The organism is Leifsonia sp. NPDC058194 (assembly GCF_042883605.1).
Taxonomy (GTDB): domain Bacteria; phylum Actinomycetota; class Actinomycetes; order Actinomycetales; family Microbacteriaceae; genus Leifsonia.
In genome coordinates this window covers 435994-461110 of record NZ_JBHVVL010000001.1, presented here as the reverse complement: position 1 = coordinate 461110, position 25117 = coordinate 435994, and the positions used below count along the sequence as shown (strand labels likewise).

Below are 25117 nucleotides of genomic sequence, written 5' to 3'. Positions count from 1 at the left end.
GGCCGCATGACCGACACGCAGAACGTGACGCTGCCCACCATCGCGATGCTCGGAGCAGGCTCCATGGGCCGCGCGATCCTCTCGGGGCTGCTCGCCCCCGGCGTCTCCGTCACCGGCGGGGTGCGGGTGACCAACCGATCCGCCGTCCGTGCCGCCGAGCTGGCCGGCACTCCGGGCGTCACCGCGTATGCGACCGACGACGACCCGGACGCCAACCGTCGCGCGGTCGAGGGCGCCGAGATCGTCATCGTCGCGGTCAAGCCGGCGATGGTGCCGGACCTGCTCCGCGAGATCGAGTCCTCCCTCATCCCGGGCGCCGTGATCGTCAGCGTCGCCGCCGGCGTCACCATCGCGACGTTCGAGTCCCTCCTGCCCGACTCCGTCACGGTCGTGCGGTCGATGCCGAACACCCCGGCCGTCGTCGGCAAGGCCGTGACGGGCATCAGCGCGGGGACCCGCACCGAGCCGGAGGACCTCGCCCTCGTCCGCGCCCTCTTCGAGACCGTCGGCCAGGTCGTGGAGGTGCCCGAGTCGCAGCTGGACGCCCTCAGCACCATCTCCGGTTCGGGCCCGGCGTACGTGTTCCTGCTGATCGAGGCGCTGACCGACGCGGCCGTCGCCAAGGGGTTCACGCCCGAGCAGGCCGCGGTGCTGGTGAACGGCACCTTCCTCGGCGCATCCGAGCTGCTCGCCGCCTCCGGCGAGGAGCCCGCCGAGCTCCGCCGCCGCGTCACCAGCCCGAAGGGCACCACCGAGCGGGCGATCGCCGTCCTCCAGGAGGCCGACCTCCCCGCGCTCTTCGCCCGCGCGACCGACGCCGCTCTCGCCCGCGCCCGCGAACTCGCCGCCGGCTGACCCGCGCCCCTCGCCCCGCGCCGCACTCAGTTCCGGACTTTTGCGCGCAACACGCCGACGCGAGGTGCGCATTACTCCGGAATGGATCTGGCGTACGCCCGTCGGACGGTGAGGATGGCGCGCGGGACCGGCCCGGACAGGTCTGCGGCCGTCAGGAACACGACCTCCCAGCCGGCGCCGATCAGGCGTTCACGGCGGTGGATGTCTTCGCGATACGCATCCTGATCGGTCCGATGGTGATCCCCGAGATATTCGATCGCGAGGCGTCGGTCGGGGTACGCCAGGTCGACCATCGCGACGCGTCGTCCTTCGTGGGTGACGCGATGGTTGAGTGCCGGCTGTGGAAGACCGGCGGCGGTCAGCTCTAATCGGAGACGTGATTCCTGAGGTGACAGGGACCCGTAGCGGACCGCATCGAGGGCTTGGCGCAGGACCCTGATGCCGGGGCGGCGGCCGTGATGGCGGACAGCCCTCTCGAGGTCGGATCGCTCCCATCGGCTGGGCGCCCCGGAGTACGGTTCGTCGCCGGTGATGAGCCAATCGCCGATCACCACGAGATCGGTCAGCGGCAGCGTAGAGGAGAGCTGAGCCCACGTGTCCTCCGCCGCGACGACCCGGAGGCCGTCGACCTCCACGACCCGGTGACCGGCCGCGCGGAGTTCGTGACCGACGACTCCCGCCATCTGGGGAGGCTTGCGCGGAGCGAAGACGGAGACATGGATGGGTTGCGCCGGTCCATGCTTCAGAGGAAAGCCGTGCAGCACGGCTGCCGAATGATGGCTGAAGGCGTGACCGTGCCGATCCAGTGCCGCATATGCGCGGCATCGCGTCGCATGATCGTCGAGGTCTTGCCCCTCGGTCCTCAGCCCGCGGAATGGTCGCTGCAAGCGCCGCCCATCGAGCTGCCGACGAGTCAGCCCGGCTTGGGTGCCGCGGCGCACGGAGAAGCCGGTGCGGTCGAGAAGTACGTCAGCATCCACGCCCCGATCCTCCCCGACGGTCGTATCGACTGCGGGTTCTCCACAACACGGCCATCCGTTCCGGAGTTTTGTACATGGCCGCCCCGCGAGTTGCGTGCAAAACTCCGGAACGGATGGCAGCGGACGACGCGCGCGCGGTCAGGAGTCGAGGGCGGCGAAGCGCTCGATGTCGGCGGAGGTGCCCGAGATGATGATGAGGTCGTGGTTGGAGACGACGGTGTCGGCGGTCGCGTAGGTGAACGGCTTGCCGGGGCTCTTCACGCCGACGACGGTGATGTTGTACTTGCTGCGCACGCCGGACTCGGTCAGGTTGAGGCCGCGGATGGGCTTCGGCGGGTACATCTTGACGAGGGCGAAGTCGTCGTCGAACTGGATGAAGTCGAGCATTCGGCCCGAGACGAGGTGCGCGACGCGCTCGCCGGCCTCGGCCTCCGGGTAGATGACGTGGTTGGCGCCGATGCGCTCCAGGATCTTGCCGTGCGACTGCGAGATCGCCTTCGCCCAGATCTGCGGCACCTTCAGGTCGACGAGGTTCGCCGTGATGAGCACGCTGGCCTCGATGGAGGAGCCGACGGCGACGACGCCGATCGAGAAGTCCTCCGCGCCGATCTGGCGGAGGGTCTCGATGGAGCGCGCATCCGCCTGCACGGTGTGGGTGACACGGTCGGCCCACTTCTGCACGAGGCCCGCATCCGTGTCGATCGCGAGCACCTCGCGGCCGAGGCGGTCGAGCTGGCCGGCGGTCGCCGCTCCGAACCGGCCGAGGCCGATCACCAGGACGGGGGCGTTGTGCTTGATCCGGTCAACCAACGAGTGGCCTCTCCTCGGGGTTCTGGTACAGCTGCTTGCGCTGGCTCTGGGCCAGGGCGGCAGCGAGAGTCACTGTACCAACGCGTCCGCAGAACATGGTGGCCGCCATCACGTACACCCCCGGATCGGGAAGGGACGCCGTGAGGCCGGTGGAGAGTCCGCAGGTCGCGAACGCCGAGATCACGTCGAAGAGCACGTGATCGAGGGGCGCCTTGGTCATCTGGGTGAGCACGATGGTCGAGACGGCCACGATCGTCGCACCCCAGAGGGCGACGGCGACGGACAGGCGGAGCACGTCGATCGGGATGCGCCGGCGGAACGCATCCATCGACTCCACTCCGCGCGCCTCGGCGAAGGCGGCGAGGAACAGTACGGCGAGCGTCGTGACCTTGATGCCGCCGGCGGTGGAGGCCGATCCGCCGCCGATGAACATCAGCATGTCGGTGACGAGCAGGCTGGACCCGTGGAGGTCGCTGATGTCGATCGTCGAGAAGCCGCCCGATCTCGCCATGGTCGACAGGAAAAACGACTGGAACACCGTGTGCCCGGCGTCGAGGTTCCCGAACGTCTTCGGGTTGTCGAACTCGAGCACGATGTACATGACCGCGCCCGCGACGAGCAGGATGACCGAGGTCAGCAACGTCAGCTTGACGTGGATGGACCAGCGCCGCCGCTTCTTGCGGAGGTTGGAGGCGATGGCGAGGATGACCGGGAACCCGATCGCTCCGAGGAACACGCCGATCATGAGCGCGCCCAGGAACCAGAAGTCCTCCTTGAACGGAGTCAGCCCCTCCGCGTTGGGCGCGAATCCGGTGTTCGTGAAGGCCATCGCCGAGTAGTAGAGGCTCTCCCACAGCGCAGAGCCGAACGACATCCCGGCGATCAGCATCCGGGGCAGGAGCAGGAGGGCGACGAGCCCTTCGATCACGACCATGCTGAGCGCGACGGTCGTGAGCAGCTTGCCGACCTCGCCGAGACGCACCGCCTGTCCCTCGGCGACAGGACCGGCGTGGATGCGGAGCGGGTTGCTGTCGCTGGCGGCCATGAGCTTGGCCCGCAGGCCCAGGCGACGGGAGATGACGAGGCCCAGGATGCTCGCCATCGTGAGCACGCCGACCGCGCCGATCTGCACGCCCAGGTACACCAGCAGGTGCCCGAAGACGGACCAGTGGGTCGCCATGTCCACGGTCGACAGGCCGGTGACGCAGATGACGGAGACCGCCGTGAAGAGGGCGTCCGCGAGCGGGGTGACCGTCTGCTTCACCGAGGCGATGGGCAGCGAGAACAGCAGCGTGAAGATCAGGATGAGGAGGGTGAAGACCAGGATCGCGAATCGCGACGGGCTGCGGGAGGCGAAGCCGTTGATCGCGGCGCGCACCCGGTGCACGGGAACCGCAGTCCCGCGCCGGGCTGCCGGGGTCGTAGCCATGGTCCGTTCCCTCCCACCGAAGCTTCGGACATGGTACTCCGGGTGTGGAGTGACTAGCCTGGGGGGATGGCCGACATCTTCGACGTGATCGCCGACCCCACGCGGCGCGACATCCTCCGCGTGCTGCTCGACCGTCATTCGGAGGCGGCGGATGCGGTCGGCGAGATCTCGGTCTCGGAGATCGTCTCGACGCTCGAGCTGAGCCAGCCGACCGTGTCGAAGCATCTCAAGGTTCTGCGCGAGGCCGGCCTGGTCTCGGTGCGCGAAGAGGGCCAGCACCGCTACTACCGCCTCGATGCGGGGCCGCTCGAACTGGTGGAGGACTGGGTCATCCCGTTCACGACGGCCGACGTCGACGCCGCCGACCTCTCGGCGCAGCTCGCGGAAGAGACCCGTGAGTTCGCCAGCACGGTCGGCAAGGTGCTCGCCGACACCCGGCATGCGGTGTCGAGCGCGACCGAGCGCGTCACGAAGTGGCGGCGGGACTGAGCCGCTTGCCGCGGATGCCTGCGGGCCAATAGAGTTCCTGACACCCGCCGGTCCACCCGGGTACCATGGCGGGTACGAAAGGTACGGCGATGGCACACGATCTCAAGGACGTGCGCTTCCTGACGGTCGCAGAAGTGGCCGACATGATGCGCGTCTCCCGCATGACCGTGTACCGGATGGTGCATTCGGGCGAGCTTCCCGCGATCCGTTTCGGGCGCTCGTTCCGGGTTCCGGAGTCGGCTGTCGACCAGGCTCTGGAGGCTCTCGTGCACTCCGAGAAAGGCGGCGTCGCCGATTCGGCGTGACGTCGGGTAAACTGGTTGCTTGTGTCGCCGCGCACCCCGCGGCAAACCCCCCTAACTTTGTGAGGTCTACGTGGGTTCCGTTATCAAGAAGCGTCGCAAGCGTATGGCGAAGAAGAAGCACCGCAAGCTTCTCCGCAAGACGCGCCACCAGCGTCGCAACAAGAAGTAGACCTCCGCGTCTGCAGCTCAAGCGTCGGTCCGTCATGGTCCGGCGCTTTTTGCTGTGCCCGGACAGCACAGCGCTGTGCCCGGACAGCACAGTGCTGTCCCCGGGCGGGCTAGGCTGGACCCCGTGTCCGCCGTCTCCCTGACTCTCATCGGCAAGCCGGGTTGCCACCTGTGCGACGACGCCCGTGCGGTGATCGGTACGGTGATCGACGGCCTCCCCGAGGGTGCTCCCGTCGTGGAGGTCCAGGAGCTCAGCATCCTGGACGATCCCGCCCTGCACGAGAAGTACGTGGAGGAGATCCCGGTCGTCCTGGTGGATGGCAGGATGCACACCTACTGGCGGGTCGACCCGGCCCGGTTGCGCACTGCGATCCTGGAGGACCGATGACCATTCGCCACGTCGTCACGTGGAAGCTCGCCTCGACCGACGAGTCCGAGCGCGCCGAGCAGGCTGCCGCCGTCAAGGCGAAGCTGGAGTCGCTCGTGGGCGTCGTGCCCGAGATCGAGCGGCTGGAGGTCGGGGTCAACGTGCTGCCGGGCAACTTCGATCTGGTCCTCATCGGCGACTTCGCGGACCTGGACGCGGTGGCCCGCTACCAGGTGCATCCCGCGCACGAAGAGGTCGCGGCGTTCATCCGCTCGGTCGTCGATGGCCGCAGCGCGGTCGACTTCGAGGTCTGACCCTCGCCAGCATCGCAGAAGCGCCCGGTCCCTGTCGGGGCCGGGCGCTTCTGCGTTGCGGGGAGCGGGAGCTCAGTAGCTCGGGCTCTCGTCGATCTCGCGGTCGGCGCGGCGGTACTCCGCCAGGAACTGCGTGAGCGTCGGCGCGTAGAGGGCGGCGATGAGGTCGCCGGCCTTCTGGCCGTCGCGGGCCTTGGCGGCCTCGTGGATCTCGGTGAGACGGGCCGGGAGGTCGTCGGCGGCGAACGGCTGGTGCCAGACCGCGATGTAGCGCAGGAGCTGCGGGCTGAGTCCTTCGCTCACGCCGAGGAGCACCGCGTTGTCCGCGTTGCGCTCGAACTCGAGGAAGAAGTCGTTGAGCGCCCGGCCGAGGGCCGGCAGGTCGGACGCCTTCGACGCCTTGCGGACCTCCTTCAGCGCCTTGTCGAGACGGCCAACGGCGGCGTTGTCGAGGTTCGGCACGGCTGTGCGCGCTGCGTGCTCGTGCAGCAGGCCGGTCGTGTAGATGGCCTCGTCGATGGCGCGGTGGTCGATGGGGGCGACGCGGGTGTACCGGTTCGGCGCCATCTCGACCAGGCCGATGTCGGCGAGCTTCATCAGCGCCTCCCGGATCGGGGTGCGCGAGACGCCGAGCCAGGCGGTCAGCTTGTCGTCGAGCAGGGTCTCGCCCGGCTCCAGCGTGCCGTCGAGGATGCCGTCGTACAGGCGGTTGTAGACGACGTCGCGCAGCAGCTGCCGTTCGACGGGGGCGGTGTCCTTCACGGGCAGCGGCATCAGGCGGTCTTCCCTTCGGCGGCGAATTCGTCGACGACGGTCGCGAGTCCGTTGTCCCAGTAGTCGGCGAAGGCCTGTGCGGCGGAGGCGGAGTCTCCGGAGACGGCGGCCGAGACCAGGGGCTCCAGGTAGGGGAGTCCCCGGTCGAACGCCGCGCTGGAGGGCGCGGCGACGAGGGCGCGGCGCACTTCGGGGAAGTGGCGCTTGAACAGGCGGGCGACGGTGCGGTTGTCGAGGCGGCGCACGAAGACGTCGACGAAACCTTCGGTGATGACGCGGTCGCGTTCGAGCGCGGTCAGCCCCGTCGCGGAGGCGCGCTCCCGGAGGCCGAGGAGGGCGTTCTTGTCCGCGTCGGTCAGCAGCGGGGTCGAGTCGCGGATGACGCCGCGCAGCAGCGTGCCGACGGTGTCGAGGAGGCCGCGCAGTCGCACCGTGTCGATCGGGGTCACCCGCGTGCGCTTCTGCGGCATGATCTCGACCAGGCCCATGGTGGCGAGCTGATTGAGCGCTTCACGGACCGGCGTGCGGGACACGCCGACCCATTTCTCGATCTCGGCGTCGTAGAGCTGTTCGCCGGGTGTGAGGTCCCCTTCGACGATCGCGTCGAGCAGACGGAGGAAGACCTCGTCTCGGATGAGCCGTCGGGGGCTGACGGCCTCGGTTACGGGTACAGGCATACTTGAATATTACATCCGCCCTGCCGAGATTCAACGGGTCGGGCTCAGAAGCGCTGGCCCAGCGCCTTCGCCTTGAGCGCGTCGAATTCGTTCGCGCTGATCACACCCTGATCGAGCAGTTCCTTGGCCCGCGCGATGTCGCTCGCGGGGCTCGCGGAGGCCACCGGCTGGAGGCCGTAGTCGTCGTCCTCCGCCACCGTCTGGCGGCGTTCGGCGTTCCGTTCGGCCATCCCGCGTCCTCGGGCGATCAGGTACACGAGGGCCGTCAGCCAGGGCACGAAGACCAGGAAGATGATCCAGACGGCCTTCCACCACCCGTTCAGCTGCCGGTCGCGGAAGAGATCGGCGAGGATCCCGAACAGCACGAACAGGTAGGCCACGAAAGCGAACGACCAGAAGATCAGCCACAGGAAGTCCCAGAAAGTGTTCATCGTCGGCTCCTATCCGTCGGCTCACCGTAGCGGGCGCGGCGCGCCCCTGGCTAGAGGCGCCCGGTCGCCCGCCACGCCTAGGCTGACCGCATGACGCCGCAGTCGCCTCCGCACCTCTGGGGGGGACGTTCGGCCGCAGGATGGGCGGCGCTCGTCGCCGGGTTCGTCGTCGGCATCCCGTTCGCGCTCGCCGCAGGAGTCCTGCTGCTGGCGATCGGAGCCGTCGCGGCACTGGTCGGGCTGGTGGGCCGTCTGGTCGGCATCGTGGCCGCCTGGGTGTGGTTCGCCGTTCAGCGCTCGCGACGCGTCCCCTACCCGTTCCCGTCGCCGCCCCCGGTTCGCCGCCGCGCGCGCCGGGTCGCTCTGAGCGGACTGTACCTCTCACTGCTCCCGCGGACCGTCGGCGGCGCCGCACGTCTGGCCGGCTGGCTGCTCTCACCGCTTGCACTGGGCGCGAGCGCCGCCGGGATCATCCTCCCGCGCTGGCGCGCTCGCCCCTACGTCGCCGTCTTCACCCTGCCCGGGCTGCTGCGCAAGGTGGTGGGGCTCGGCCGCCGTCGTGGTCTCCTGCGCGACGGCCACGACGCGCGCCTGCTCGGCTACGACGAGTTCCTCGCCGCCGCGTTCCCGGCGCTGCACGACTTCTTCCGGTGGTGGGCGGATCCGGATGCGCAGGGGCGCTACCGGCCGCCCGCCGGTCTCGGCGACACGACGGCGGCCCGGCTGGGACTCCGGCTGGGGGCGCCGCCCGACCCGCTGGGGCAGCCGGGGCTGGCCGCAGGAGCGATGCGGCGGCGGGCGGTGCGATCGCTGCGCGAGATCTTCCTCAGCCAGCGCGAGATCGACGACCTCTGCGATCCCGACCTCGACGACCGGGCGGACGTCGCGGTCATCCGTCTCGTCCATCGCGTCGACGAGACCGGCGGGCGCCGCTGGATCGTCCAGCTCCCGAGCACGAAGTCGTGGCATCCGCGAGCGGGCGCCGCGCCCAACGACCTCACCGCCGACCTCGTGATCGGCACCGAACGGCAGGCGACGATCACGCGCGCGGCCGTCGCGACCATGCGGGCCGCGGGCATCGCCGCCGGGGAGCCCGTGCTGCTCACCGGCTTCAGCCTCGGCGGGATGGTCGCCGCCCAGATCGCGCTGGCCGCGGCCGCCGACGGGTTCACCGTGACGCACCTGGTCGTGGGCGGGTCTCCTCTCGGGCGGTTCCGGCTGCCCGCGAGCATCCATGCGCTCTCGCTCGAGCACGTGCTCGACATCGTCCCGCGGATCGACGGCCGCGAGAACGTCGTCAGCCGAGGCCACGCGGGATTGCTCACCGTGAAGGCGGCGCCGCCGCTCACCGTCGGGTTCCGGCTCGGCGCCCTGCACCAGTCGACCGCATACGCCGACACGGCAGCGGTCGTCGAAGCCCGGCCTCCGGATGCGCGCGTCGCCTCGTTCCTCGCCGAGCTCGCGCCCTTCCTCGGCGCCGGCCAGCATGTCGACGATCGAGCCGCGGTGCGGGCCGGAGACCTGCCGCCCCGCGCGTCGGTGCCGCTCTATCTGCGGAGCACGGTGGAGGAGGGGATCACCCGTCAGAGCCTGCGTCAGACGGTGCGCCGCATCGCGGGCGTCATCGCGGTGGACGTCTACCAGTCGCGTTCGGGATTCGCGACGACGGTGATCTGGAACGCCGACGTCCTGGCCGTCGCGCTCGGCCCGTGGCTCTCACGGCGGAGCCGCTCAGCCGTCTACCGCGGGCTGCTCTCCCTCCTCGGGCGCCGCGGTGCCGTGGGCGTCCACCTGCGCGTGCAGGCCAAGCGCACGCCCGGCATCACCTGGGAGGCCACCCTGCAGCGCACCGCCGACGGCCGCTGGCGCGAGACCATCGACATCACCGTCGACGACCGCGCAGAGCCCGGCGAGGTCGCCCGGCTCTTCCCGGGAGACACGCAGCCGGTCGTGCTCCTTCATCCGCCGGACGCGTTCGGCAGCGTGGTGGGCGTGGCGCTGCCCCGCTGAGGTCCCTACGATGGACCCACCCCGAGCGAGGAGGAACGGTGGGACGAGAGAGCTACTGGAGCACCGACCCGGACGACCTGCTGCGCGTCGGCGCGGGCTTCCGGTTGTCGGAGCGCGACCCCGACGCCAAGCCCGCCTTCGACGGCGGCAAGCGCGACGGGGAGGCAGCGCTCGCCGAAGGCGCGGGGATCCTCGCCGACCTTCAGGAGCGTTTGTACGCGGCCGCCACGCAAGGCGACCAGCGCCGGGTTCTGCTGGTGCTGCAGGCGATGGACACGGCGGGCAAGGGCGGCATCGTCTCGCACGTCGTCGGCGCGATGAACCCGGGTGGCGTGCGCTACACGGGGTTCAAGAAGCCGACGCGGGAGGAGCTCGCCCACGACTTCCTCTGGCGCATCGAGAAGGCGGTCCCCGCCGCCGGCCAGGTCGGGGTCTTCGACCGCTCGCACTACGAGGATGTGCTCATCGGCCGTGTGCGGCAGCTCGCCCCTCCGGAGGAGATCGAGCGCCGCTACCGCGCCATCAACGACTTCGAGCGCGAACTGACCGAGACCGGGACGACCATCGTCAAGGTGATGCTGCACCTCGGCAAGGATGAGCAGAAGCGACGGCTCGAGGATCGCCTCGACCGCGAGGACAAGCGCTGGAAGTTCACCACCAACGATGTCGACGAGCGGATGCTGTGGGACGACTACCAGGACGCGTTCCAGGTGGTCTTCGATCGCACCTCGACCGACGACGCGCCCTGGTTCGTGGTCCCCGCGAACCGGAAGTGGTACGCGCGGATCGCCGTCCAGCACCTTCTGATCGACGCCCTCGAGCGCCTCGATCTCGGCTGGCCGGAGCCGGCCTACGACGTCGAGGAGCAGCGCGCCCGGCTCGCCGCGACCTGACCGAGCGTCAGCCGAAGGCCTCGACGATCGGCCGGAACTTCATCGTGGTCTCCGCGAGCTCGCGCTCCGGGTCGGAGTCGGCGACGATCCCGGCTCCCGCGTACGCCGTGATGTCGCCGTCGGGGTCCACCTGGGCGCATCGGAGGGCGATCGCCCATTCGCCGTCCCCGTCGCCGCCGACCCAGCCGACCGGTCCGGCGTAACGGCCGCGGTCGAAGGGCTCGAGTTCGCGGATCACCGCGAGCGCGTCCGGGGTCGGGGTCCCGGCGACGGCCGCCGTCGGGTGCAGGGCCTCGGCGAGGTCGAGCGAGCTCGCGCCGTCGCTGAGCGTGCCGGCGACGTCGGTCGCCAGATGCCAGAGGTTCGGGAGCTTCAGGGTGAAGGGCAGATCGCTGACGTCGAGGTCGGCGCTGTGCGGACGCAGCGCCTCCAGCACGCTGGCGACGGCGAACCGGTGCTCCTGCTGGTCCTTGGTGCTGCTCGCCAGGGTGACGGCGGCGTCGTGATCGGCCGCCGCATCCGTTCCGCGCGAGATCGTGCCCGCCAGCACGCGTGCGGTGACCGTGCCGTGGTGCACGCGCACCAGCGTCTCGGGTGAGGAGCCGACGAGGCCGTCGACCGCGAACGTCCAGCACTCCGGGTAGCCGAGGGCCAGTTCCACGAGGGCGCGCCTCAGGTCCGACTCGTGCGGCAGGTGCCCGACGAGGTCGCGGGCGAGCACCGTCTTGGAGAGATCGTGTTCGCGGATGCGCGCGACGGCGGCGGCGACGGCATCGCGGTAGCCGTCCTTGCCGAGCCGGCCCGGGAGGAGGGTGAGCCGGTACTCGTCGCCGAACGCGGTCGGACGTGGGATGCCCGCGGGTGTCGGGGCCGGGTCGTCCCCGGCGGCCGTCCCGTTCTCGCCGGAGGCGTCGAGCGGGCGGATGCGCGTGATCCAGCTGCGGCCGTCGCGGCGGCCGAGGACGATCTCGGGAACGATGAGCGTGCTCGACGCCTCGCTCTCGTCGGCGAACGCGAACGTCCCGAAGGCGACGAGCCCCGTGCCCGGGGTCCTCACGCCGTCGACGATGGTCGCGGCGGAGACGGTGGCGCGCCACGCGGCGGAGGCGTCGCCGATGCGGTCGGGGCCGGAGAACTCGAGCCGCAACGCCTCGCCGATGCCGGCGATCCCCTCGCCCTTGCGCAACCACAGAAGAGGGGTGCGGGCATCGATGAAGGGAATGAGCTGGCGTACGTCGTCGAGAGGTGCCGTCTCGACCGAGAGCGCCGTCACGTCCGTCGCCTGTCGCGTGGTCGCTGGTGCTGTCACCGCTACAGACTACGCCCGGGACGCTGGGCGTCGGATGCGCGCCGGCTGCGCGTTCGCCGCGCAGGTGCCGTCCATCCCGCCCCGGGAATGCACGGGATCACGGCGCAGCCTAAGCTGGTGTGGTGAGTAAGGCCGACCTCGACAAACAGCCCGCCCAGGTCGCCGCCATGTTCGATGAGGTGTCGACCCACTACGACCGGACCAACACCGTCCTGTCGGTGGGCAACGCATCCCTCTGGCGTGTGGCGACGACGCGTGCCGTGGGCCCGCGCGCCGGCGAGAAGATCCTCGACGTCGCAGCCGGCACCGGCACCTCGAGCGCCTCACTCGCGCGCAACGGTGCGAGCGTGGTGGCCGCCGACTTCTCCGAGGGCATGATCGAGGTCGGGCGCCGGCGTCAAGCCGACAACCCCTACGTCTCGTTCGTGCAGGCGGATGCGATGCAGCTGCCGTTCGAGGACGACACGTTCGACGCCGTCACGATCTCCTTCGGCCTCCGCAACATCGTGGACCCGCGCACGGCGCTCGCCGAGTTCTATCGCGTCACCAAGCCTGGCGGGCGCGTCGTGATCTGCGAGTTCTCCCACCCCCCGGTCTCCCTGATCCGCGCCGGGTACAGCGCCTATCTCAAGTACGGCATGCCCGTGCTCGCCAAGCTGGCGAGCTCCAATCCGGCCGCCTACGAGTACCTCATGGATTCGATCCAGGCCTGGCCCGCCCAGCCCGAGCTCGCATCCTGGCTGCGGGATGCGGGCTACGAGTCCGTCGCCTGGCGCAACCTGACCGCCGGGATCGTCGCCCTGCACCGCGGCCGCAAGCCCATCCCGGCGAAGCCCGTCGAGGTCGCCGAACCCGCCGCTGCCGCGAAGAAGCCTGCCGCGACCGCTGCGAAGTCTGCGACCGCTGCGAAGCCTGCGACCGCTGCGAAGAAGCCAACCACCGCTGCGAAGAAGCCAACGACATCGGCTGCGAAGAAGCCTTCCTCTGCAACGAAGCCGGCAGCGACGAAGCCGGCAGCCGAGGGCACGAACTCCACGCCGACCGTCCCACCCGAGGGGGAGTAGTGCCACGAAGTGTTCCTGCGGTGCGCCGCCCTGCATCGGTGTCCAGCCAGCTGGGCCTGACCGAGCGGATCTTCGCACGCGGTGAGGACCGTGCTCTCGCGGCCGCGATCGACGACGGGCTCGTGCAGATCGAAGACGGACTCCGTGCGCAGATGCGGTTCGCCGACGGTCTGGCCGACGTGACGGCCCGCTACCTGCTCGAGGCCGGCGGCAAGCGGGTCCGCCCGATGCTGACCCTGCTCGCGGCGCAGCTCGGCCGGGGGACCACGCCCCAGGTGCTGCAGGCCGCGCAGGCGGTCGAGATCACCCACCTCGCCTCGCTGTACCACGACGATGTGATGGACGACTCGCACATGCGTCGCGGCGTCCCGAGCGCGCAGTTCGTCTGGGGCAACTCGGTCGCGGTGCTGACCGGCGACCTGCTCTTCGCCCGCGCGAGCAAGCTGGTCTCCGCACTCGGCGAGCGCGCCATCCAGCTCCAGGCCGACACGTTCGAGCGACTCTGCCTCGGTCAGCTCCACGAGACGATCGGCCCCCAGGACGGCGAGGACCCGATCGAGCACTACCTCAAGGTGCTCGAGGACAAGACCGGGTCGCTGATCGCCGTCGCCGCGCAGATGGGCGTGGTCTTCTCCGGTGCCGACGAGAGCTATGAACAGCCCGTCGTGACCTTCGGCGAGAAGATCGGCGTTGCATTCCAGATCATCGACGACGTCATCGACCTCTCGGCCAAGGGCGTCTCGGAGACCGGCAAGACCCCGGGCAACGACCTGCGCGCCGGCGTCGCGACATTGCCTGTGCTGCGGCTGCGGGAGCGCGCCGCCGACGACGCCTCCGCCGCCGAGCTGCTCGATCGCCTCGAGCGCGACGTGATCGGCACCGCCGACGAGGGCGAGGTCACGCCCCAGGCGACTGCCGCGATCGCCGCGCTGCGCGATCACGAGGTCACCCACCAGACCCTGGAAGAGGCCCACCGGTGGGCGCGGGAGGCCGTCGAGGCCCTCGCCCCGCTGCCCGACGGGCCCGTGAAGAAGGCGCTCGTCCGGTTCGCGGACACGATCGTCGAACGCTCCAGCTGAACACGAAGGACGCATCATATGACCAAACTCCGACTGGCCATCGTGGGCGCCGGCCCTGCCGGGATCTACGCCGCGGACATCCTTCTCAAGGCGGAACGCGGATTCGACGTGTCCATCGACCTCTTCGAGCAGCTCCCCGCGCCGTACGGCCTGGTGCGGTACGGGGTCGCCCCTGACCACCCCCGTATCAAGGGCATCATCACCGCTCTGCGCGACGTGCTCGACCGCGGCGACATCCGGATCTTCGGCAACGTCAACTTCGGCACCGACATCACGCTCGAAGACCTGAAGCGCCACTACAACGCCGTGATCTTCTCGACCGGCGCCGTCCGCGACGCCGGCCTCGACATCCCCGGCATCGACCTGGCGGGCTCGTACGGAGCCGCGGAGTTCGTCAGCTGGTTCGACGGGCACCCCGACGTGCCGCGCACCTGGCCGCTCGAAGCCGAGTCGGTCGCCGTCATCGGCAACGGCAACGTGGCTCTCGACGTCTCGCGCATCCTCGCCAAGCACGCCGAGGACCTCCTGCCCACCGAGATCCCGGACAACGTGTACGAGATCCTCCAGAAGTCGCCCGTCACCGACGTGCACGTCTTCGGGCGCCGCGGTCCGGCCCAGGTGAAGTTCACCCCCCTCGAGCTGCGCGAGCTCGGCGAGCTGCGCGACGTCGACATGATCGTCCACGACGAGGACTTCGAGTACGACGAGCAGTCGAAGGACGCCATCGCCAGCAACAAGCAGGTCATGGTCATCGACCGCGTGCTGCAGCAGTGGCGTCAGCGCGAGGTCGGCTCGGCGTCCCGCCGCCTGCACCTGCACTTCTACGCCAAGCCCCTCGAAGTCCTGTCGGACGACGACGGCCGGGTGCGCGCCTTCCGCTACGAGCGCACCGAGCCCGACGGCGAGGGCGGCGTGCGCGGCACCGGCGAGATCCGCGAGGTCGAGATCCAGGCGCTCTACCGTGCGGTCGGGTACTTCGGTTCGCCGCTGCCCGACATCCCGTTCGACACGAAGCACGGCGTCATCCCGAACCACGAGGGCCAGGTGCTGCGCGGGGACGACAACGAGCGCATGTACGGCGTCTATGCGACCGGGTGGATCAAGCGCGGCCCCGTAGGGCTCATCGGACACACCAAGTCGGACGCGATGGAGACGATCAAGCATGTGATCAACGATCAGGGCAACTGGTGGTCTCCCACCGACCCTGACGAGGAATCTGTGGACAAGCTCCTGCGCGAGCGAGGTGTGGAGTACACCGACCTCGACGGGTGGCACAACCTCGACCAGCACGAACAGGCCCTCGGCGCCGAGCGCGGGCGCGCGCGCATCAAGGTCGTTCCCCGTGACGAGATGGTGCGCGTCTCCAACCGCGCATCGGTCTCGGCCTCGACCGAAGAGTAGCCGCAGGCACATCGTCGGCTCGATGCACCGGGTGTACCGGTACGGCCCCCGACCTGGCACGCTGGGGGGATGACGCGCGAGCACGAGTGGCGACCGGATGTGCTCGGCGAGCCCTTCGAGCAGCTCACCCTGCCGCTGCGTCCCGACAGCGAGGGCGAGGTCGTCGCGACTCTGGTCCGGTACGTGCCGCCTCCCCGTCTCGCCGATCTGCGGCCGCACCGCCCGGCGGCCGAGGTGGACGTGCTCTACGTGCACGGCTGGTCCGACTACTTCTTCCAGAAGGAGCTCGCGCGGTTCTGGCACGACCGGGGAGCTCGCTTCTTCGCGCTCGATCTGCGCAAGTACGGCCGGAGCCTCCGGGAGGGGCAGACTCCGGGGTTCGTCGACGATCTGGCGACCTACGACGAGGACATCGCCGCCGCGCTCGACGCGATCGGTCAGGGTGAGGGGACGGCGTCCGGACGGCGGCTTCTGCTGCTGGGCCACTCGACCGGCGGCCTGACGCTGAGCCTCTGGACCCAACGCCACCCCGGCCGGGCGCACGCGCTCGTGCTCAACAGCCCGTGGCTCGAGTTCCAGGCCGGCGGACCGGGACGGGCCGCACTCGCCCCCCTGATCGACCTGCACGCGCGGATCGATCCCAAGGCCGCGCTGCCGAACGTCGACCTGGGCTACTACACCCGCTCCGTCTCGAAGACGATGGACGGCGAATGGGACTACGACCTGGCGTGGCGCCCGGTGCGCGGATTCCCCGTGCATCCCGCCTGGCTGACGGCGATCCTCTCCGGCCACGCCCGCGTGGCCGCGGGACTGGGGCTGGACGTGCCCGTGCTGACCTTGCTGTCCGCGCGGTCGGCATTGCTGCCCTATTGGACCGCCGAGATGATGAGCAGCGACATCGTGCTGGTCGTGCAGGACATCGCGCGGCGTGCGCTGGGCCTTGCGCCGACCGTGACGGTCTCACGGATCGACGGAGCACTGCACGACGTGTTCCTGTCGAGGGAGCAGCCGCGCGCGGCCGCGTACAGCGAGATGGACCGGTGGATCCGCGGGTATCTCAGCGGAAGTTGACGAACTGGAGTGCCACGTCGAGGTCGGCGCCCTTGAGGAGCGCCATCGTGGCCTGGAGGTCGTCGCGGCTCTTCGAGGAGACACGCAGTTCGTCGCCCTGGATCTGGGCCTTGACCGACTTGGGGGCCTCGTCGCGGATCAGCTTGGTGATCTTCTTGGCCGCATCCTGCTCGATGCCGTTCTTCAGCCCGATCTCGATCCGGAACTCCTTGCCGGAGGCGTACGGGTCGCCGGCGTCGAGCGACTTGAGCGTGATGCCGCGCTTGATCATCTTGGACTCGAGGACCTCGAGCACCGCTTTCACGCGCTCCTCGGTGTTGGCCTTGAGCAGGATCTTCTCGCCGCTCCACTCGACCGAGGCGCCGACGTTCTTGAAGTCGTAGCGCTGCTCGACCTCCTTGCGCGCCTGGTTGACGGCGTTGTCCGCCTCCATCTTGTCGACCTTGCTGACGACGTCGAACGTGGAGTCTGCCACGGTATCCATCCGATCTTCCGAGAGTTGCTGACGAACCGTTCCAGTCTACGAGTCAGAACTGCGCCGTGACCCAGATCACGAGCAGGCTCGTCCCCGCGACGAGGGTGGAGAGGGTCGCGCCCAGCAGGAGCGGCCGCCAGCCGGCGCGTCGGATGGCCGTGAGGTCGGTGGAGAGCCCGATCCCGGCGAGGGCGACGGAGACGAGGAACACGCTGACGGTGACCAGCCCGTCGTGCACGGGCGCCGGGATGGGTACGACGCTGTTCACGACGGCAACCAATACGAAGCCGACCAGGAACCACGGCACCAGTCCGAGTGCCCGGCGTGCGGTCATCGGTGTGCCCGCGTTGGTCCGGCGGTTCTCGACGACAGCGAGGCCGATGCTGATCGGGATGATCATGAGGGTGCGCACGAGCTTCACCACCACGGCGAACCCGAGGGCGGAGGTCGCGAACAGGCTCGCCGCGGCGACGACCGAGCTGGTGTCGTTCACGGCCGTGCCGGCGAAGAGGCCGAAGGTGTGCGGATCCATCCCGAGGGCGTGGCCGAGGTAAGGGAACACGACGACGGCGATGGCGTTGAAGAGGAAGATCGTCGAGACCGCGTACGCGATCTCGGAGCTGGCCGCGCCGATGATCGGAGAGACCGCGGCGATCGCGGAGGCCCCGCAGATGCCCGTGCCGACTCCGATCAAGGTGCGCTCCCGGGCCGGGATGCGCAACGCGCGACCGATCAGCCAGGCGGCGAGCAGGCACACCACCAGGGAACTGAGCATGACGGGCAGCGACTGCACCCCGACGACGAGGATGCTGGAGAGCGAGAGCTGCACGCCCAGGAGGACGACGGCCAGCTGCAGGACGAACTTGCCCGAGTAGGCGACCCCGGGCGCGACCCGCCCCGTGGGCTTGCGGACGATCGCGACGACCACCCCGATCAGCAGCGCGGGGAGCGCACTCCCGAGGGCCGGAACGAGGCGGGCGATGCCCGTCGCGACGAGCGCGATGACGATCGTGACGCCGACACCGGGCGCGACGTCGGCACCCCGCGTGACGAGACGGGCCGGGAGGGTGCGCACGGGGGAGACGTTCATTCCATCGAGCATCCCGTGCCGGACCGGCCGGCGGCCAGCGGCGCGCGGTTGTACAGCTACAGCGCCGGGTTGTGGCTGTGGGTCAGTCGATCGTCACGGCGGTGCCGTAGGCGCACACCTCGACGCCGCCCTGGCCGTAGTCGTTCGTCTCGAAGCGGAAGGCGAGCACGGCGTTCGCGCCCTTCGCCTGCGCCTCGTCACCCAGGCGGCCCAGTGCTTCGACGCGTGCGTCGTGCAGCAGGGTGGTGATCCCCTTGAGCTCACCGCCGGCGAGCGACTTGAATCCGGCTCCGATGTTGGAGCCGAGGTTGCGGGAACGCACGGTCAGGCCGAACACCTCGCCGAGGACGTTCGTCACGGTGTGGCCCGGGATGTCGTTGGTCGTCACGATCAGCATGACCCGACACTCGCACACCGGCCGCCGCAACTCCAGCCTCCGGTACGGGGCACACGACGCCGCGGCCGTCGGCTCGCGGCCGTCTGGCTTTAGGCCGTCTGCTCCAGCTCGGCGTAGTACGTGACGTGGCAGCCGTCGCCGGCGCATTCCACGCACACGGTGATCTCCTCACCGTGCTGTGCGGGGTCGGCTCCGGTCCCGTCGCACCGTTCGCAAATCTCCAAGGTCCTCATGCCGACGATTCTGCGCCCGGCCACCGACATCCGTGGAAGCGGCCTCGGGGTGTCGTCGATCGGCGGGATCCGTCTCTCGGAGGACGTGCGAGATCGTACGACGGTCCGACGACGGAGCCGCCACGTGCCGCGTAGCGTCGTGTCATGCGCATCGTCTACGACCCCGAGCTGGATGTGGCGCACCTCCTGTTCGACGAAGGCGCCGCGATCGTGCCCGGGCGCGGCTCGGTCGCCGGAGTGCCAGCGGGCGGCTACGTGGACGCCGAGTACGACCGCGATGGCCGGCTCGTCGGTCTCGAGGTGCTCGGCGCGCAGCGCGTCCTTCCGCCGGAGGTACTCGCCGGCGCGGAGCCGGCCTGACCGGAGCAGTGCTGCGCATTCTGCCCGGAGCAGAATCGCGGACGGCATCCGGCACGGATCCGCTCGGCGCGGCTTAGGCTGGCGACATGCTTCTGCGGCACGCGCTCGGGTCCGTGCTCCGCCGGATACGGACGGAGCGGGGGACGACGCTGCGCCAGCTCTCCGAGACCTCGCGGGTCAGCATCCCGTACCTCTCCGAGATCGAGCGCGGTCGCAAGGAGGCGTCGTCCGAGATCCTCGCCGCGCTGTGCCGGGTGCTGGAGGTGCCGGAAGGCGAGCTGCTCACGCGTGCAGCGGCGGAGTTCGCGGGCGTGCAGGCTGCTGAGCACGCACAGGTCCTGAGTCTCGTCCCCGAGCGCGACGCGGGCGCGGCCGTCGGGTCCGTCGTGACGCCGGCCATGGAGCGGACGCCGTCGACCGACACGGCGCCCGCCGCACTCCTGCTCGTCGCCTGAGCCACAGCCACAGCCACAGCCTCAGCGGCGGAGCGCCCCGGTCGTTTCGACCACCGCGTCGACGAAGCCGTAGTCGAGCGCCTCATCGGCCGTGAACCAGCGGTCGCGGTCGCCGTCCTCGACGATCTGGTCGACCGTCCTCCCGGTCTGCTCGCTGGTGAGCTGCGCCATCCGGCGCTTGAAATGGAGGATCTGGTTGGCCTGGGTCTGGATGTCGGCGCTCGTGCCGCCGAAACCGCCGTGCGGCTGATGCATCACGACGGAGGCGTTCGGCAGGGCGAAGCGCTTGCCTTTCGCGCCGGACGACAGCAGGAACTGCCCCATGGAGGCGGCGAAGCCGAGCGCGACCGTCGCGACGTCGGCACGCACGAAGTTCATCGTGTCGTACACGGCGAAGCCGGCGGTGATCGAGCCGCCCGGGGAGTTGATGTAAAGGTAGATGTCTTTGTCGGACGAGATCGAGTCCAGGAGCAGCAGGCGGGCGCAGACCTCGTTGGCGGTCTCGTCCGTCACCTCGCTGCCGAGGAAGACGATCCGTTCTTCCAGCAGACGCTGGACCGGGGAGTTCATGTCGGTGTCCATGCGCCCATCCTGCGCGGCGGGGGAGCCCGTGTCTCCGCCTTCTGCCGGTCGCGAATTCGCGCCGGGCAGATGGCCCTCCCGAGGGTGGGAACGGGCTGGACGCGGTCTGATTTCGCGACCGGCCGCGGTACCAGTATCCTTAGACGGCGCCTTCGGTCAGCAGCTGACTGGTGGTCGGGAGCGCGAACGGCGAGTTACCCAAGCGGCCAAAGGGATCTGACTGTAAATCAGACTGCTCAGCATTCGGGGGTTCGAATCCCTCACTCGCCACCGAGAACACCCCCGGTCGTCGACGACCGGGGGTTTCGTGTATCTCGGCGCGAATGCGCGGCGCGTGGGAGGCTGAGGCCATGACCTCCTCTGCAGAGCTCCGTGACATCGCCGTGGCCGTCGCCAAGCGGGCGGCGACGCTCGCCCAGCAGCGCCGGCGCGACGGGGTCGAGATCGCCGCCTCGAAGTCGTCGGTGTCGGACATCGTGACGCGTGCGGATCGTGAGGCGGAGGATCTGATTCGCGGCGTGCTCGCGGCGTCCCGGCCCGCAGACGGCTTCTTCGGCGAGGAGTCCGGCGCCGAGGCCGGCACCAGCGGGCTCACCTGGGTGGTGGATCCGATCGACGGCACGGTCAACTACGCGTACGGCATCCCCGACTACGCGGTGAGCATCGCCGTCGTGGAGGGCGACCCCGACCCCGCCACCTGGCGGACGCTCGCCGGTGCGGTGGTCAACCCGGAGGCGGGGGAGGTGTTCGCGGCCGCCGCAGGTCTCGGGTCCACCCGCAACGGTCAGGTGCTCCGCGTGAACGCCGGGGTGGAGCTCCCGCTCGCGCTGATCGGGACCGGATTCGGATACGACGCCGGGGTGCGGCGCAGGCAGGCGGAGTTCGTCGCCCGGCTGATCGGCGAGGTGCGCGACATCCGGCGCATCGGATCCGCCGCCCTCGACCTCTGCGGGCTCGCCGCGGGCCGGCTCGACGCCTACTACGAGCGCGGGCTGAACCCGTGGGATCACGCGGCGGGAGCGCTCGTCGCGCGGGAGGCGGGAGCCCGAGTGGGCGGCCTGGACGGGGGACCGGAGGGGAGCCGGCTGCTGCTCGCGGCGGCGCCCGACCTGTACGAGAAGCTCGAGCCGACGATGCAGGAGTTCTTCTCCGGCTGGGAGTGATCGCATCGCCCGACTGGCGTGATGTTTATCGATTTGTTACTTTTGGTCGAGTGCGCCCCTCCACCGACCACAGCGCCGGCCGATCCGAGCCGGACGCGCCGGTGACCCGCCGGGCCGCCCGAGAGGCCCTCGAGGCCGCGGCACGAGAGTCGCGTCGGCTCCGTGTACCGCGTGCTCCACGACCGAAGACGCAGCGAATCGCCGGGAGTGCCGCGAGCGCCGGTCGCGCCGGCCGTGGCGTCAGCCTCGTCGCGATGCTCGCCGTGCTCGGCATCGGCGTCGCCACCTCGCTTCCCGCCATGGCCCTCCTCACCGAGGAGCAGGTGCGCGCCAACGCGGTCGCCGAGGCCTTCCCATCCGCCGGGGGCGCGACCGATGTCCAGGCGCTGGACCGCGTCGAGTCGGACCAGACCGCCGTGGTCGATCGCGAGAGCCCGGAGGTCACCGCGGCCGAGCAGCTCGCAGCGGTCCGCTCGATGCGCATCGCCAACACGTTCACCAACAACCCGCGCGGCGCCGTCCAATGGCCGTTCCCCGTCGGAGTCCCGATCTCGTCGTACTTCGGGCCGCGCGAAGCGCCGACGGCCGGTGCGTCAACCAACCACCTGGGTGTCGATTTCACCCCGGGCGAGGGCGTGCCCATCCAGATCATCGCCGACGGTGTCGTGCGCGAGGTCGTGCTCGGCGACAACGGAGGCTGCGGGGTCAACGTCACGATCGACCACATGATCGGCGGCGCCTTGGTCAGCAGCAAGTACTGCCACATGCAGCGCGGCTCCGTACAGGTGCAGACCGGGCAGGCCGTGAAGGTCGCCGACACCGTGGGCAAGGTCGGCAACACCGGCGTCTCGACCGGCGCGCACCTCCACTTGGAGATCCTGCTGAACGGGACCCAGCCGGTCGACCCCTACGCCTGGCTCAAGGCCAACGCGTCCTGAGCCGTCCGGCCGGGCACCGCTGCCGGGCCGTCGTCAGATCAGCCAGGCCGTCGTGTCGCGCGGAAGGCTGCGGCCCACGATCTCTCCACTCGCGAGCAGCACGTCGCCGGCCGGGAGCTCCAGGGGCTCCTCGCCGAAGTTCGCCACGACGGTGACGTCGCCGGAGCGGAAGGCGAGCGTGTCGGGGCCGAGGTCGAACCAGTCCAGCTCGCCGAATGCCAGATCGTACGCACGTCGCGCGGCCAGCGCCTCCTGGTACATCGTCAGCGTCGAGCCGGGGACGCCCTGCTGCGACGAGCGCGTGTACGTCGCCCACGACGCCGGCTGCGGCAGCCAGCTCTGCGGGGCGGGTCCGAAGCCGTAGGAGGGGTCGGCGCCCTCCCACGGGATGGGCACGCGGCAGCCGTCGCGCCCGTAGCGCTCGCCGTTCGTGCGGAACCACGTCGGGTCCTGGCGGGCGTCGTCGGGCAGATCGATCGCCTCCGGCAGGCCGAGCTCCTCACCCTGGTACAGGTAGGCGGAGCCGGGGAGCGCGAGCATCAGCGCGGTCGCGGCCCGCGCACGGTGCAGAGCGAAGACGGGGTCGGGCAGCCCGGTCGTCTTCGGCCCGATGCCGTGGCCCTGGAGGTTCTCGCCCGTGAGAGCGAGCCGGGTCGCGTGGCGCACGACGTCGTGGTTCGAGAGCACCCACGTGCTCGGGGCGCCGACGCTCGCGAAGACCGAGATCGAACGGTCGATCACCGTGCGCAGCGCCGCCGCCTCCCACGGGGTCTCGAGGTAGCCGAAGTTGAAGGTCTGCTGCATCTCGTCCGGCCGCACCCAGCGGGCCAGCTTCTCCAGCGGCTCCACCCAGGCCTCGCCGCAGAGCACGCGGTCGCCCTCGTACTCCTCGAGCACGGTGTGCCAGTCGCGGTAGATGGCGTGCACGCCGTCCTGGGCGAAGTAGGGCGGCGTCGGCGGCTCGTCGCCGGCGTGCCCCTCGATGCCGGGCTCGAGAGCGACGGACCCGGCTCCGCCGCCCATGCTGCCCATGTTCTCCGGCGGCGTGTAGTCGGGGAGGCCGGCCTCCTTGATCATGCCGTGGGCGACATCCACCCGGAAGCCGTCGACACCGCGGTCGAGCCAGAAGCGCAGGATGCCGCGGAACTGCTCCCAGACCCACGGGTTCGTCCAGTCGAAGTCCGGCTGCGACTTGTCGAAGAGGTGGAGGTACCACTGGCCGGGGGCGCCGTCGGCCTCCACGACCCGGGTCCAGGCGGCGCCGCCGAAGATCGACTCCCAGTTGTTGGGCGGCAGTTCGCCGTGCTCGCCCTTGCCGTCACGGAACAGGTAGCGCGCGCGCTCGGCGCTGCCCGGGCCGGCGGCGAGGGCCTCCTGGAACCAGGGGTGGTCGCTGGAGGAGTGGTTCGGCACGATGTCGATGATCACGCGCAGACCGAGTCCGTGCGCCGACGTGAGCATGGCGTCGAAGTCGTCGAGCGTGCCGAAACGGCGGTCGACGTCGCAGTAGTCGGCGACGTCGTACCCGGCGTCGCGCTGCGGAGACGTCTGGAACGGCGACAGCCAGACCGCGTCGACGCCCAGCTCGCGCAGCGCGGGGAGCCGGTGCGTGATGCCCGGGAGGTCGCCCATCCCGTCGCCGTCGGCGTCGGCGAACGAGCGCGGGTACACCTGGTAGATGACGGCGGAGCGCCACCACTCGCGGCCCGGGGAGCGGGGTGCGAGGGCGGAGGAGGGGTCGGGGGTGTTCGTGGCGGTGATGGCCGTCACCTCTCGTTCGGGCTGTCGAGGGACAGCGCTGGGTGTGCAGGGGTTGGCTGTGCGGATGCGTGTCCGGGCACGGACACGGGTGCGGGTGGCGCGGTGCTCGACCGCACGACCAGATCGACGGCGACCGGCACGGTGACGGGCTCATCGTCGGCGACCGCCGGCCGGGGTGCGGTGGCGGCGGTCGTGCGCGCACCCGGTCGACGCCGACCGCGCTCCACACTTCTCAGGAGCAGTTCGACGGCCTCCTCGCCCTGCAGCTCGGGATGCTGCGCGATCGTGGTCAGTCCGAAGAAGTCGGCGAGATGGTGGTCGTCCACGCCGATGACAGAGAGGTCCTCCGGCACCGAGAGCCCCAGCTCCCGCGCGGCGAGGATGCAGCCGATCGCCATCTCGTCGGAGGCGGCGAAGATGGCCGTCGGCCGATCGCCGGGATCCGCCAGCAGCTCCATCGCAGCGGCATGCCCGCCGGGGATTGTGAAGTCGGCGCCACGGCTGCGCCCGGGATCCGGATCGAGACCGGCATCGCGCAGCGCCGACTCGTAGCCGATGCGGCGCTTGGTGGGCGTGTGGAACTCGAGGTCCCACTGCTCGCTGCCGCCGATGTAGGCGATGCGCCGGTGGCCGAGAGCGAGCAGGTGGTCGGTCGCGAGCCGGCCGAGCGCGACGTCGTCGATCGTGACGGCGCTCGCGCCGGGGAGCGGACCGCCGACACCGGCGATGGGCTTGCCGAGCGAGAGCAGCCGCCCGACCTCCTCGCCGTCGAGGGCGAGCGCGACGGCGATCACCGCGTCGACGCGATTGCGCAGGAGGTGGTGGTCGAACACGCGTCGGCGCTCGCCGTCGTCGCCGCTCAGGTTGTAGAGGGTGAGGTCGTAGCCGCGGCGCAGCAGTGCCCGCTCCGCGCCCTCGATGACGGAGGTGAAGAACCACCGGTTGAGGTGCGGGACCACGATGCCGATGTTGCGCGTGCGGCCGGAGGCGAGGCTCGACGCATCGGACGAGACCACGTAGCCGAGGGAGGCCGCCACCTCGGCGACCCGGGAGCGGGTGCGCTCCGAGACGGGGCCGTTGCCGCTGAGGGCGCGCGACACGGTCGCGGTCGAGACGCCGGCGAGGCGCGCGACGTCGTCGATGCCGGGCATCGCATCCCTTCGCGTTCGGGTGGTGTCCGCCGCCGGACGGGCGACCGGTCGACCGGTGGTCGACGGGTCGAGTCTAGCGGCGGCAC

General features: G+C 70.3%; 30 protein-coding genes and 1 tRNA gene. 17 read left to right on the top strand and 14 right to left on the bottom strand.

Features of this window, described 5'->3' with window-relative positions:
• The first annotated feature begins 6 nt into the window (after positions 1-6).
• Positions 7-855 (top strand): pyrroline-5-carboxylate reductase, encoded by an 849-nt coding sequence (gene proC / locus ACFVU2_RS02140; protein ID WP_387870358.1) that lies wholly within the window; start codon positions 7-9, stop codon positions 853-855.
• A gap of 71 nt (positions 856-926) precedes the next feature.
• Here proC and ACFVU2_RS02135 read toward each other — a convergent pair whose 3' ends face one another.
• From ACFVU2_RS02135 to ACFVU2_RS02125, 3 genes are all read right to left on the bottom strand, one after another.
• Positions 927-1835: a hypothetical protein gene (locus tag ACFVU2_RS02135; protein ID WP_387870356.1), complete on the bottom strand. Its 909-nt coding sequence runs from the start codon at positions 1833-1835 to the stop codon at positions 927-929.
• Between the two features lie 138 nt (positions 1836-1973).
• Complete coding sequence (locus tag ACFVU2_RS02130) at positions 1974-2645, bottom strand: potassium channel family protein (RefSeq protein ID WP_387870354.1); 672 nt, start codon at positions 2643-2645, stop codon at positions 1974-1976.
• A complete protein-coding gene (locus ACFVU2_RS02125; RefSeq protein ID WP_387870351.1) occupies positions 2638-4074 on the bottom strand; it encodes a TrkH family potassium uptake protein in 1437 nt (478 codons plus the stop codon). The genes ACFVU2_RS02130 and ACFVU2_RS02125 overlap by 8 nt, the downstream gene beginning before the upstream one ends.
• Before the next feature lie 66 nt (positions 4075-4140).
• Here ACFVU2_RS02125 and ACFVU2_RS02120 point away from each other — a divergent pair, with 66 nt between their 5' ends.
• The 5 genes from ACFVU2_RS02120 to ACFVU2_RS02100 all read left to right on the top strand — a co-directional run bounded on the left by ACFVU2_RS02120 (position 4141) and on the right by ACFVU2_RS02100 (position 5717).
• Complete coding sequence (locus ACFVU2_RS02120; RefSeq protein ID WP_387870349.1) at positions 4141-4563, top strand: ArsR/SmtB family transcription factor; 423 nt, start codon at positions 4141-4143, stop codon at positions 4561-4563.
• Positions 4564-4652: 89 nt separating this feature from the next.
• Positions 4653-4868, top strand: coding sequence for a helix-turn-helix domain-containing protein (locus tag ACFVU2_RS02115; RefSeq protein ID WP_025156026.1), 216 nt, complete (start codon positions 4653-4655; stop codon positions 4866-4868).
• A gap of 70 nt (positions 4869-4938) precedes the next feature.
• Positions 4939-5037, top strand: coding sequence for a 30S ribosomal protein bS22 (locus ACFVU2_RS02110; protein ID WP_003792170.1), 99 nt, complete (start codon positions 4939-4941; stop codon positions 5035-5037).
• 123 nt (positions 5038-5160) lie between these two features.
• On the top strand, positions 5161-5424 hold the full coding sequence (locus ACFVU2_RS02105) for a glutaredoxin family protein (RefSeq protein WP_387870343.1): 264 nt from the start codon (positions 5161-5163) through the stop codon (positions 5422-5424).
• A complete protein-coding gene (locus ACFVU2_RS02100; protein WP_387870341.1) occupies positions 5421-5717 on the top strand; it encodes a Dabb family protein in 297 nt (98 codons plus the stop codon). The genes ACFVU2_RS02105 and ACFVU2_RS02100 overlap by 4 nt, the downstream gene beginning before the upstream one ends.
• Positions 5718-5789: 72 nt before the next feature.
• On the opposite strand, the gene ACFVU2_RS02095 is transcribed toward ACFVU2_RS02100, so the two are convergent.
• The 3 genes from ACFVU2_RS02095 to ACFVU2_RS02085 are packed head-to-tail and all read right to left on the bottom strand — an operon-like array spanning position 5790 to position 7599.
• Entirely contained in the window at positions 5790-6491 is a 702-nt protein-coding gene (locus ACFVU2_RS02095) for a GntR family transcriptional regulator (protein WP_387870338.1), read from the bottom strand.
• Entirely contained in the window at positions 6491-7168 is a 678-nt protein-coding gene (locus ACFVU2_RS02090) for a GntR family transcriptional regulator (protein ID WP_387870335.1), read from the bottom strand. Before ACFVU2_RS02090 ends, ACFVU2_RS02095 begins: the two co-directional genes overlap by 1 nt.
• Before the next feature lie 44 nt (positions 7169-7212).
• Positions 7213-7599, bottom strand: coding sequence for an SHOCT domain-containing protein (locus tag ACFVU2_RS02085; protein ID WP_387870332.1), 387 nt, complete (start codon positions 7597-7599; stop codon positions 7213-7215).
• Positions 7600-7689: 90 nt separating this feature from the next.
• Here ACFVU2_RS02085 and ACFVU2_RS02080 point away from each other — a divergent pair, with 90 nt between their 5' ends.
• Both ACFVU2_RS02080 and ACFVU2_RS02075 read left to right on the top strand, forming a co-directional pair.
• Positions 7690-9609, top strand: a complete 1920-nt coding sequence (locus ACFVU2_RS02080) for a hypothetical protein (protein WP_387870329.1) — start codon at positions 7690-7692, stop codon at positions 9607-9609.
• Positions 9610-9647: 38 nt separating this feature from the next.
• Entirely contained in the window at positions 9648-10502 is an 855-nt protein-coding gene (locus tag ACFVU2_RS02075; RefSeq protein ID WP_387870327.1) for a polyphosphate kinase 2 family protein, read from the top strand.
• Positions 10503-10509: 7 nt separating this feature from the next.
• On the opposite strand, the gene ACFVU2_RS02070 is transcribed toward ACFVU2_RS02075, so the two are convergent.
• A complete protein-coding gene (locus ACFVU2_RS02070; protein ID WP_387870323.1) occupies positions 10510-11811 on the bottom strand; it encodes an isochorismate synthase MenF in 1302 nt (433 codons plus the stop codon).
• A gap of 122 nt (positions 11812-11933) precedes the next feature.
• Between ACFVU2_RS02070 and ACFVU2_RS02065 the strand changes: the two genes are divergently transcribed.
• The 4 genes from ACFVU2_RS02065 to ACFVU2_RS02050 all read left to right on the top strand — a co-directional run bounded on the left by ACFVU2_RS02065 (position 11934) and on the right by ACFVU2_RS02050 (position 16426).
• Complete coding sequence (locus ACFVU2_RS02065; protein ID WP_387870320.1) at positions 11934-12875, top strand: demethylmenaquinone methyltransferase; 942 nt, start codon at positions 11934-11936, stop codon at positions 12873-12875.
• Positions 12876-12895: 20 nt separating this feature from the next.
• Positions 12896-13954 carry a polyprenyl synthetase family protein gene (locus tag ACFVU2_RS02060; RefSeq protein WP_387870317.1) on the top strand — a complete coding sequence of 353 codons (1059 nt, stop codon included), beginning with the start codon at positions 12896-12898 and terminating at the stop codon, positions 13952-13954.
• An 18-nt stretch (positions 13955-13972) separates the two neighbouring features.
• Entirely contained in the window at positions 13973-15355 is a 1383-nt protein-coding gene (locus tag ACFVU2_RS02055; protein WP_387870314.1) for an FAD-dependent oxidoreductase, read from the top strand.
• A gap of 69 nt (positions 15356-15424) precedes the next feature.
• Positions 15425-16426 carry an alpha/beta hydrolase gene (locus ACFVU2_RS02050; RefSeq protein ID WP_387870311.1) on the top strand — a complete coding sequence of 334 codons (1002 nt, stop codon included), beginning with the start codon at positions 15425-15427 and terminating at the stop codon, positions 16424-16426.
• Here ACFVU2_RS02050 and ACFVU2_RS02045 read toward each other — a convergent pair.
• From ACFVU2_RS02045 to ACFVU2_RS02030, 4 genes are all read right to left on the bottom strand, one after another.
• Positions 16413-16901 (bottom strand): YajQ family cyclic di-GMP-binding protein, encoded by a 489-nt coding sequence (locus ACFVU2_RS02045; protein WP_387870309.1) that lies wholly within the window; start codon positions 16899-16901, stop codon positions 16413-16415. The genes ACFVU2_RS02050 and ACFVU2_RS02045 overlap by 14 nt on opposite strands.
• A gap of 52 nt (positions 16902-16953) precedes the next feature.
• Complete coding sequence (locus ACFVU2_RS02040; RefSeq protein ID WP_387870306.1) at positions 16954-17991, bottom strand: YeiH family protein; 1038 nt, start codon at positions 17989-17991, stop codon at positions 16954-16956.
• 82 nt (positions 17992-18073) lie between these two features.
• A complete protein-coding gene (locus ACFVU2_RS02035) occupies positions 18074-18388 on the bottom strand; it encodes a YbjQ family protein (protein WP_387870304.1) in 315 nt (104 codons plus the stop codon).
• Positions 18389-18477: 89 nt separating this feature from the next.
• Positions 18478-18621 (bottom strand): hypothetical protein, encoded by a 144-nt coding sequence (locus ACFVU2_RS02030; RefSeq protein ID WP_387870301.1) that lies wholly within the window; start codon positions 18619-18621, stop codon positions 18478-18480.
• A 144-nt stretch (positions 18622-18765) separates the two neighbouring features.
• On the opposite strand from ACFVU2_RS02030, the gene ACFVU2_RS02025 reads away from it, so the two are divergent.
• Positions 18766-18981: a DUF2283 domain-containing protein gene (locus ACFVU2_RS02025; RefSeq protein WP_387870300.1), complete on the top strand. Its 216-nt coding sequence runs from the start codon at positions 18766-18768 to the stop codon at positions 18979-18981.
• Positions 18982-19067: 86 nt separating this feature from the next.
• A complete protein-coding gene (locus tag ACFVU2_RS02020) occupies positions 19068-19436 on the top strand; it encodes a helix-turn-helix domain-containing protein (RefSeq protein ID WP_387870298.1) in 369 nt (122 codons plus the stop codon).
• 21 nt (positions 19437-19457) lie between these two features.
• Here the strand turns inward: ACFVU2_RS02020 and ACFVU2_RS02015 are convergent, their stop codons facing one another.
• Entirely contained in the window at positions 19458-20018 is a 561-nt protein-coding gene (locus tag ACFVU2_RS02015; protein ID WP_387870296.1) for an ATP-dependent Clp protease proteolytic subunit, read from the bottom strand.
• Positions 20019-20206: 188 nt separating this feature from the next.
• Here ACFVU2_RS02015 and ACFVU2_RS02010 point away from each other — a divergent pair.
• The 3 genes from ACFVU2_RS02010 to ACFVU2_RS02000 all read left to right on the top strand — a co-directional run bounded on the left by ACFVU2_RS02010 (position 20207) and on the right by ACFVU2_RS02000 (position 22119).
• Positions 20207-20288 (top strand) — tRNA-Tyr (locus ACFVU2_RS02010).
• Between the two features lie 80 nt (positions 20289-20368).
• Positions 20369-21181: an inositol monophosphatase family protein gene (locus tag ACFVU2_RS02005; RefSeq protein WP_387870294.1), complete on the top strand. Its 813-nt coding sequence runs from the start codon at positions 20369-20371 to the stop codon at positions 21179-21181.
• Between the two features lie 254 nt (positions 21182-21435).
• Positions 21436-22119, top strand: coding sequence for a M23 family metallopeptidase (locus tag ACFVU2_RS02000; RefSeq protein WP_387870292.1), 684 nt, complete (start codon positions 21436-21438; stop codon positions 22117-22119).
• A 33-nt stretch (positions 22120-22152) separates the two neighbouring features.
• Here the strand turns inward: ACFVU2_RS02000 and ACFVU2_RS01995 are convergent, their stop codons facing one another.
• Both ACFVU2_RS01995 and ACFVU2_RS01990 read right to left on the bottom strand, forming a co-directional pair.
• Positions 22153-23889 carry a glycoside hydrolase family 13 protein gene (locus ACFVU2_RS01995; RefSeq protein ID WP_387870290.1) on the bottom strand — a complete coding sequence of 579 codons (1737 nt, stop codon included), beginning with the start codon at positions 23887-23889 and terminating at the stop codon, positions 22153-22155.
• Entirely contained in the window at positions 23886-25031 is a 1146-nt protein-coding gene (locus ACFVU2_RS01990) for a LacI family DNA-binding transcriptional regulator (protein WP_387870288.1), read from the bottom strand. Before ACFVU2_RS01990 ends, ACFVU2_RS01995 begins: the two co-directional genes overlap by 4 nt.
• Positions 25032-25117: the final 86 nt, after the last annotated feature.

Coding starts and splice junctions, on each gene's coding strand:
- ACFVU2_RS02100 (WP_387870341.1), top strand. CDS start 5,421: ATGACCATTCGCCACGTCGTCACGTGGAAGCTCGCCTCGACCGACGAG.
- ACFVU2_RS02090 (WP_387870335.1), bottom strand. CDS start 7,168: ATGCCTGTACCCGTAACCGAGGCCGTCAGCCCCCGACGGCTCATCCGA.
- ACFVU2_RS02035 (WP_387870304.1), bottom strand. CDS start 18,388: ATGCTGATCGTGACGACCAACGACATCCCGGGCCACACCGTGACGAAC.
- ACFVU2_RS02095 (WP_387870338.1), bottom strand. CDS start 6,491: ATGCCGCTGCCCGTGAAGGACACCGCCCCCGTCGAACGGCAGCTGCTG.
- ACFVU2_RS02030 (WP_387870301.1), bottom strand. CDS start 18,621: ATGAGGACCTTGGAGATTTGCGAACGGTGCGACGGGACCGGAGCCGAC.
- ACFVU2_RS02125 (WP_387870351.1), bottom strand. CDS start 4,074: ATGGCTACGACCCCGGCAGCCCGGCGCGGGACTGCGGTTCCCGTGCAC.
- ACFVU2_RS02115 (WP_025156026.1), top strand. CDS start 4,653: ATGGCACACGATCTCAAGGACGTGCGCTTCCTGACGGTCGCAGAAGTG.
- ACFVU2_RS02120 (WP_387870349.1), top strand. CDS start 4,141: ATGGCCGACATCTTCGACGTGATCGCCGACCCCACGCGGCGCGACATC.
- ACFVU2_RS02000 (WP_387870292.1), top strand. CDS start 21,436: ATGCTCGCCGTGCTCGGCATCGGCGTCGCCACCTCGCTTCCCGCCATG.
- ACFVU2_RS02015 (WP_387870296.1), bottom strand. CDS start 20,018: ATGGACACCGACATGAACTCCCCGGTCCAGCGTCTGCTGGAAGAACGG.
- ACFVU2_RS02005 (WP_387870294.1), top strand. CDS start 20,369: ATGACCTCCTCTGCAGAGCTCCGTGACATCGCCGTGGCCGTCGCCAAG.
- ACFVU2_RS02080 (WP_387870329.1), top strand. CDS start 7,690: ATGACGCCGCAGTCGCCTCCGCACCTCTGGGGGGGACGTTCGGCCGCA.
- ACFVU2_RS02020 (WP_387870298.1), top strand. CDS start 19,068: ATGCTTCTGCGGCACGCGCTCGGGTCCGTGCTCCGCCGGATACGGACG.
- ACFVU2_RS02085 (WP_387870332.1), bottom strand. CDS start 7,599: ATGAACACTTTCTGGGACTTCCTGTGGCTGATCTTCTGGTCGTTCGCT.
- ACFVU2_RS02025 (WP_387870300.1), top strand. CDS start 18,766: ATGCGCATCGTCTACGACCCCGAGCTGGATGTGGCGCACCTCCTGTTC.
- ACFVU2_RS01990 (WP_387870288.1), bottom strand. CDS start 25,031: ATGCCCGGCATCGACGACGTCGCGCGCCTCGCCGGCGTCTCGACCGCG.
- proC (WP_387870358.1), top strand. CDS start 7: ATGACCGACACGCAGAACGTGACGCTGCCCACCATCGCGATGCTCGGA.
- ACFVU2_RS02055 (WP_387870314.1), top strand. CDS start 13,973: ATGACCAAACTCCGACTGGCCATCGTGGGCGCCGGCCCTGCCGGGATC.
- ACFVU2_RS02040 (WP_387870306.1), bottom strand. CDS start 17,991: ATGAACGTCTCCCCCGTGCGCACCCTCCCGGCCCGTCTCGTCACGCGG.
- ACFVU2_RS02050 (WP_387870311.1), top strand. CDS start 15,425: ATGACGCGCGAGCACGAGTGGCGACCGGATGTGCTCGGCGAGCCCTTC.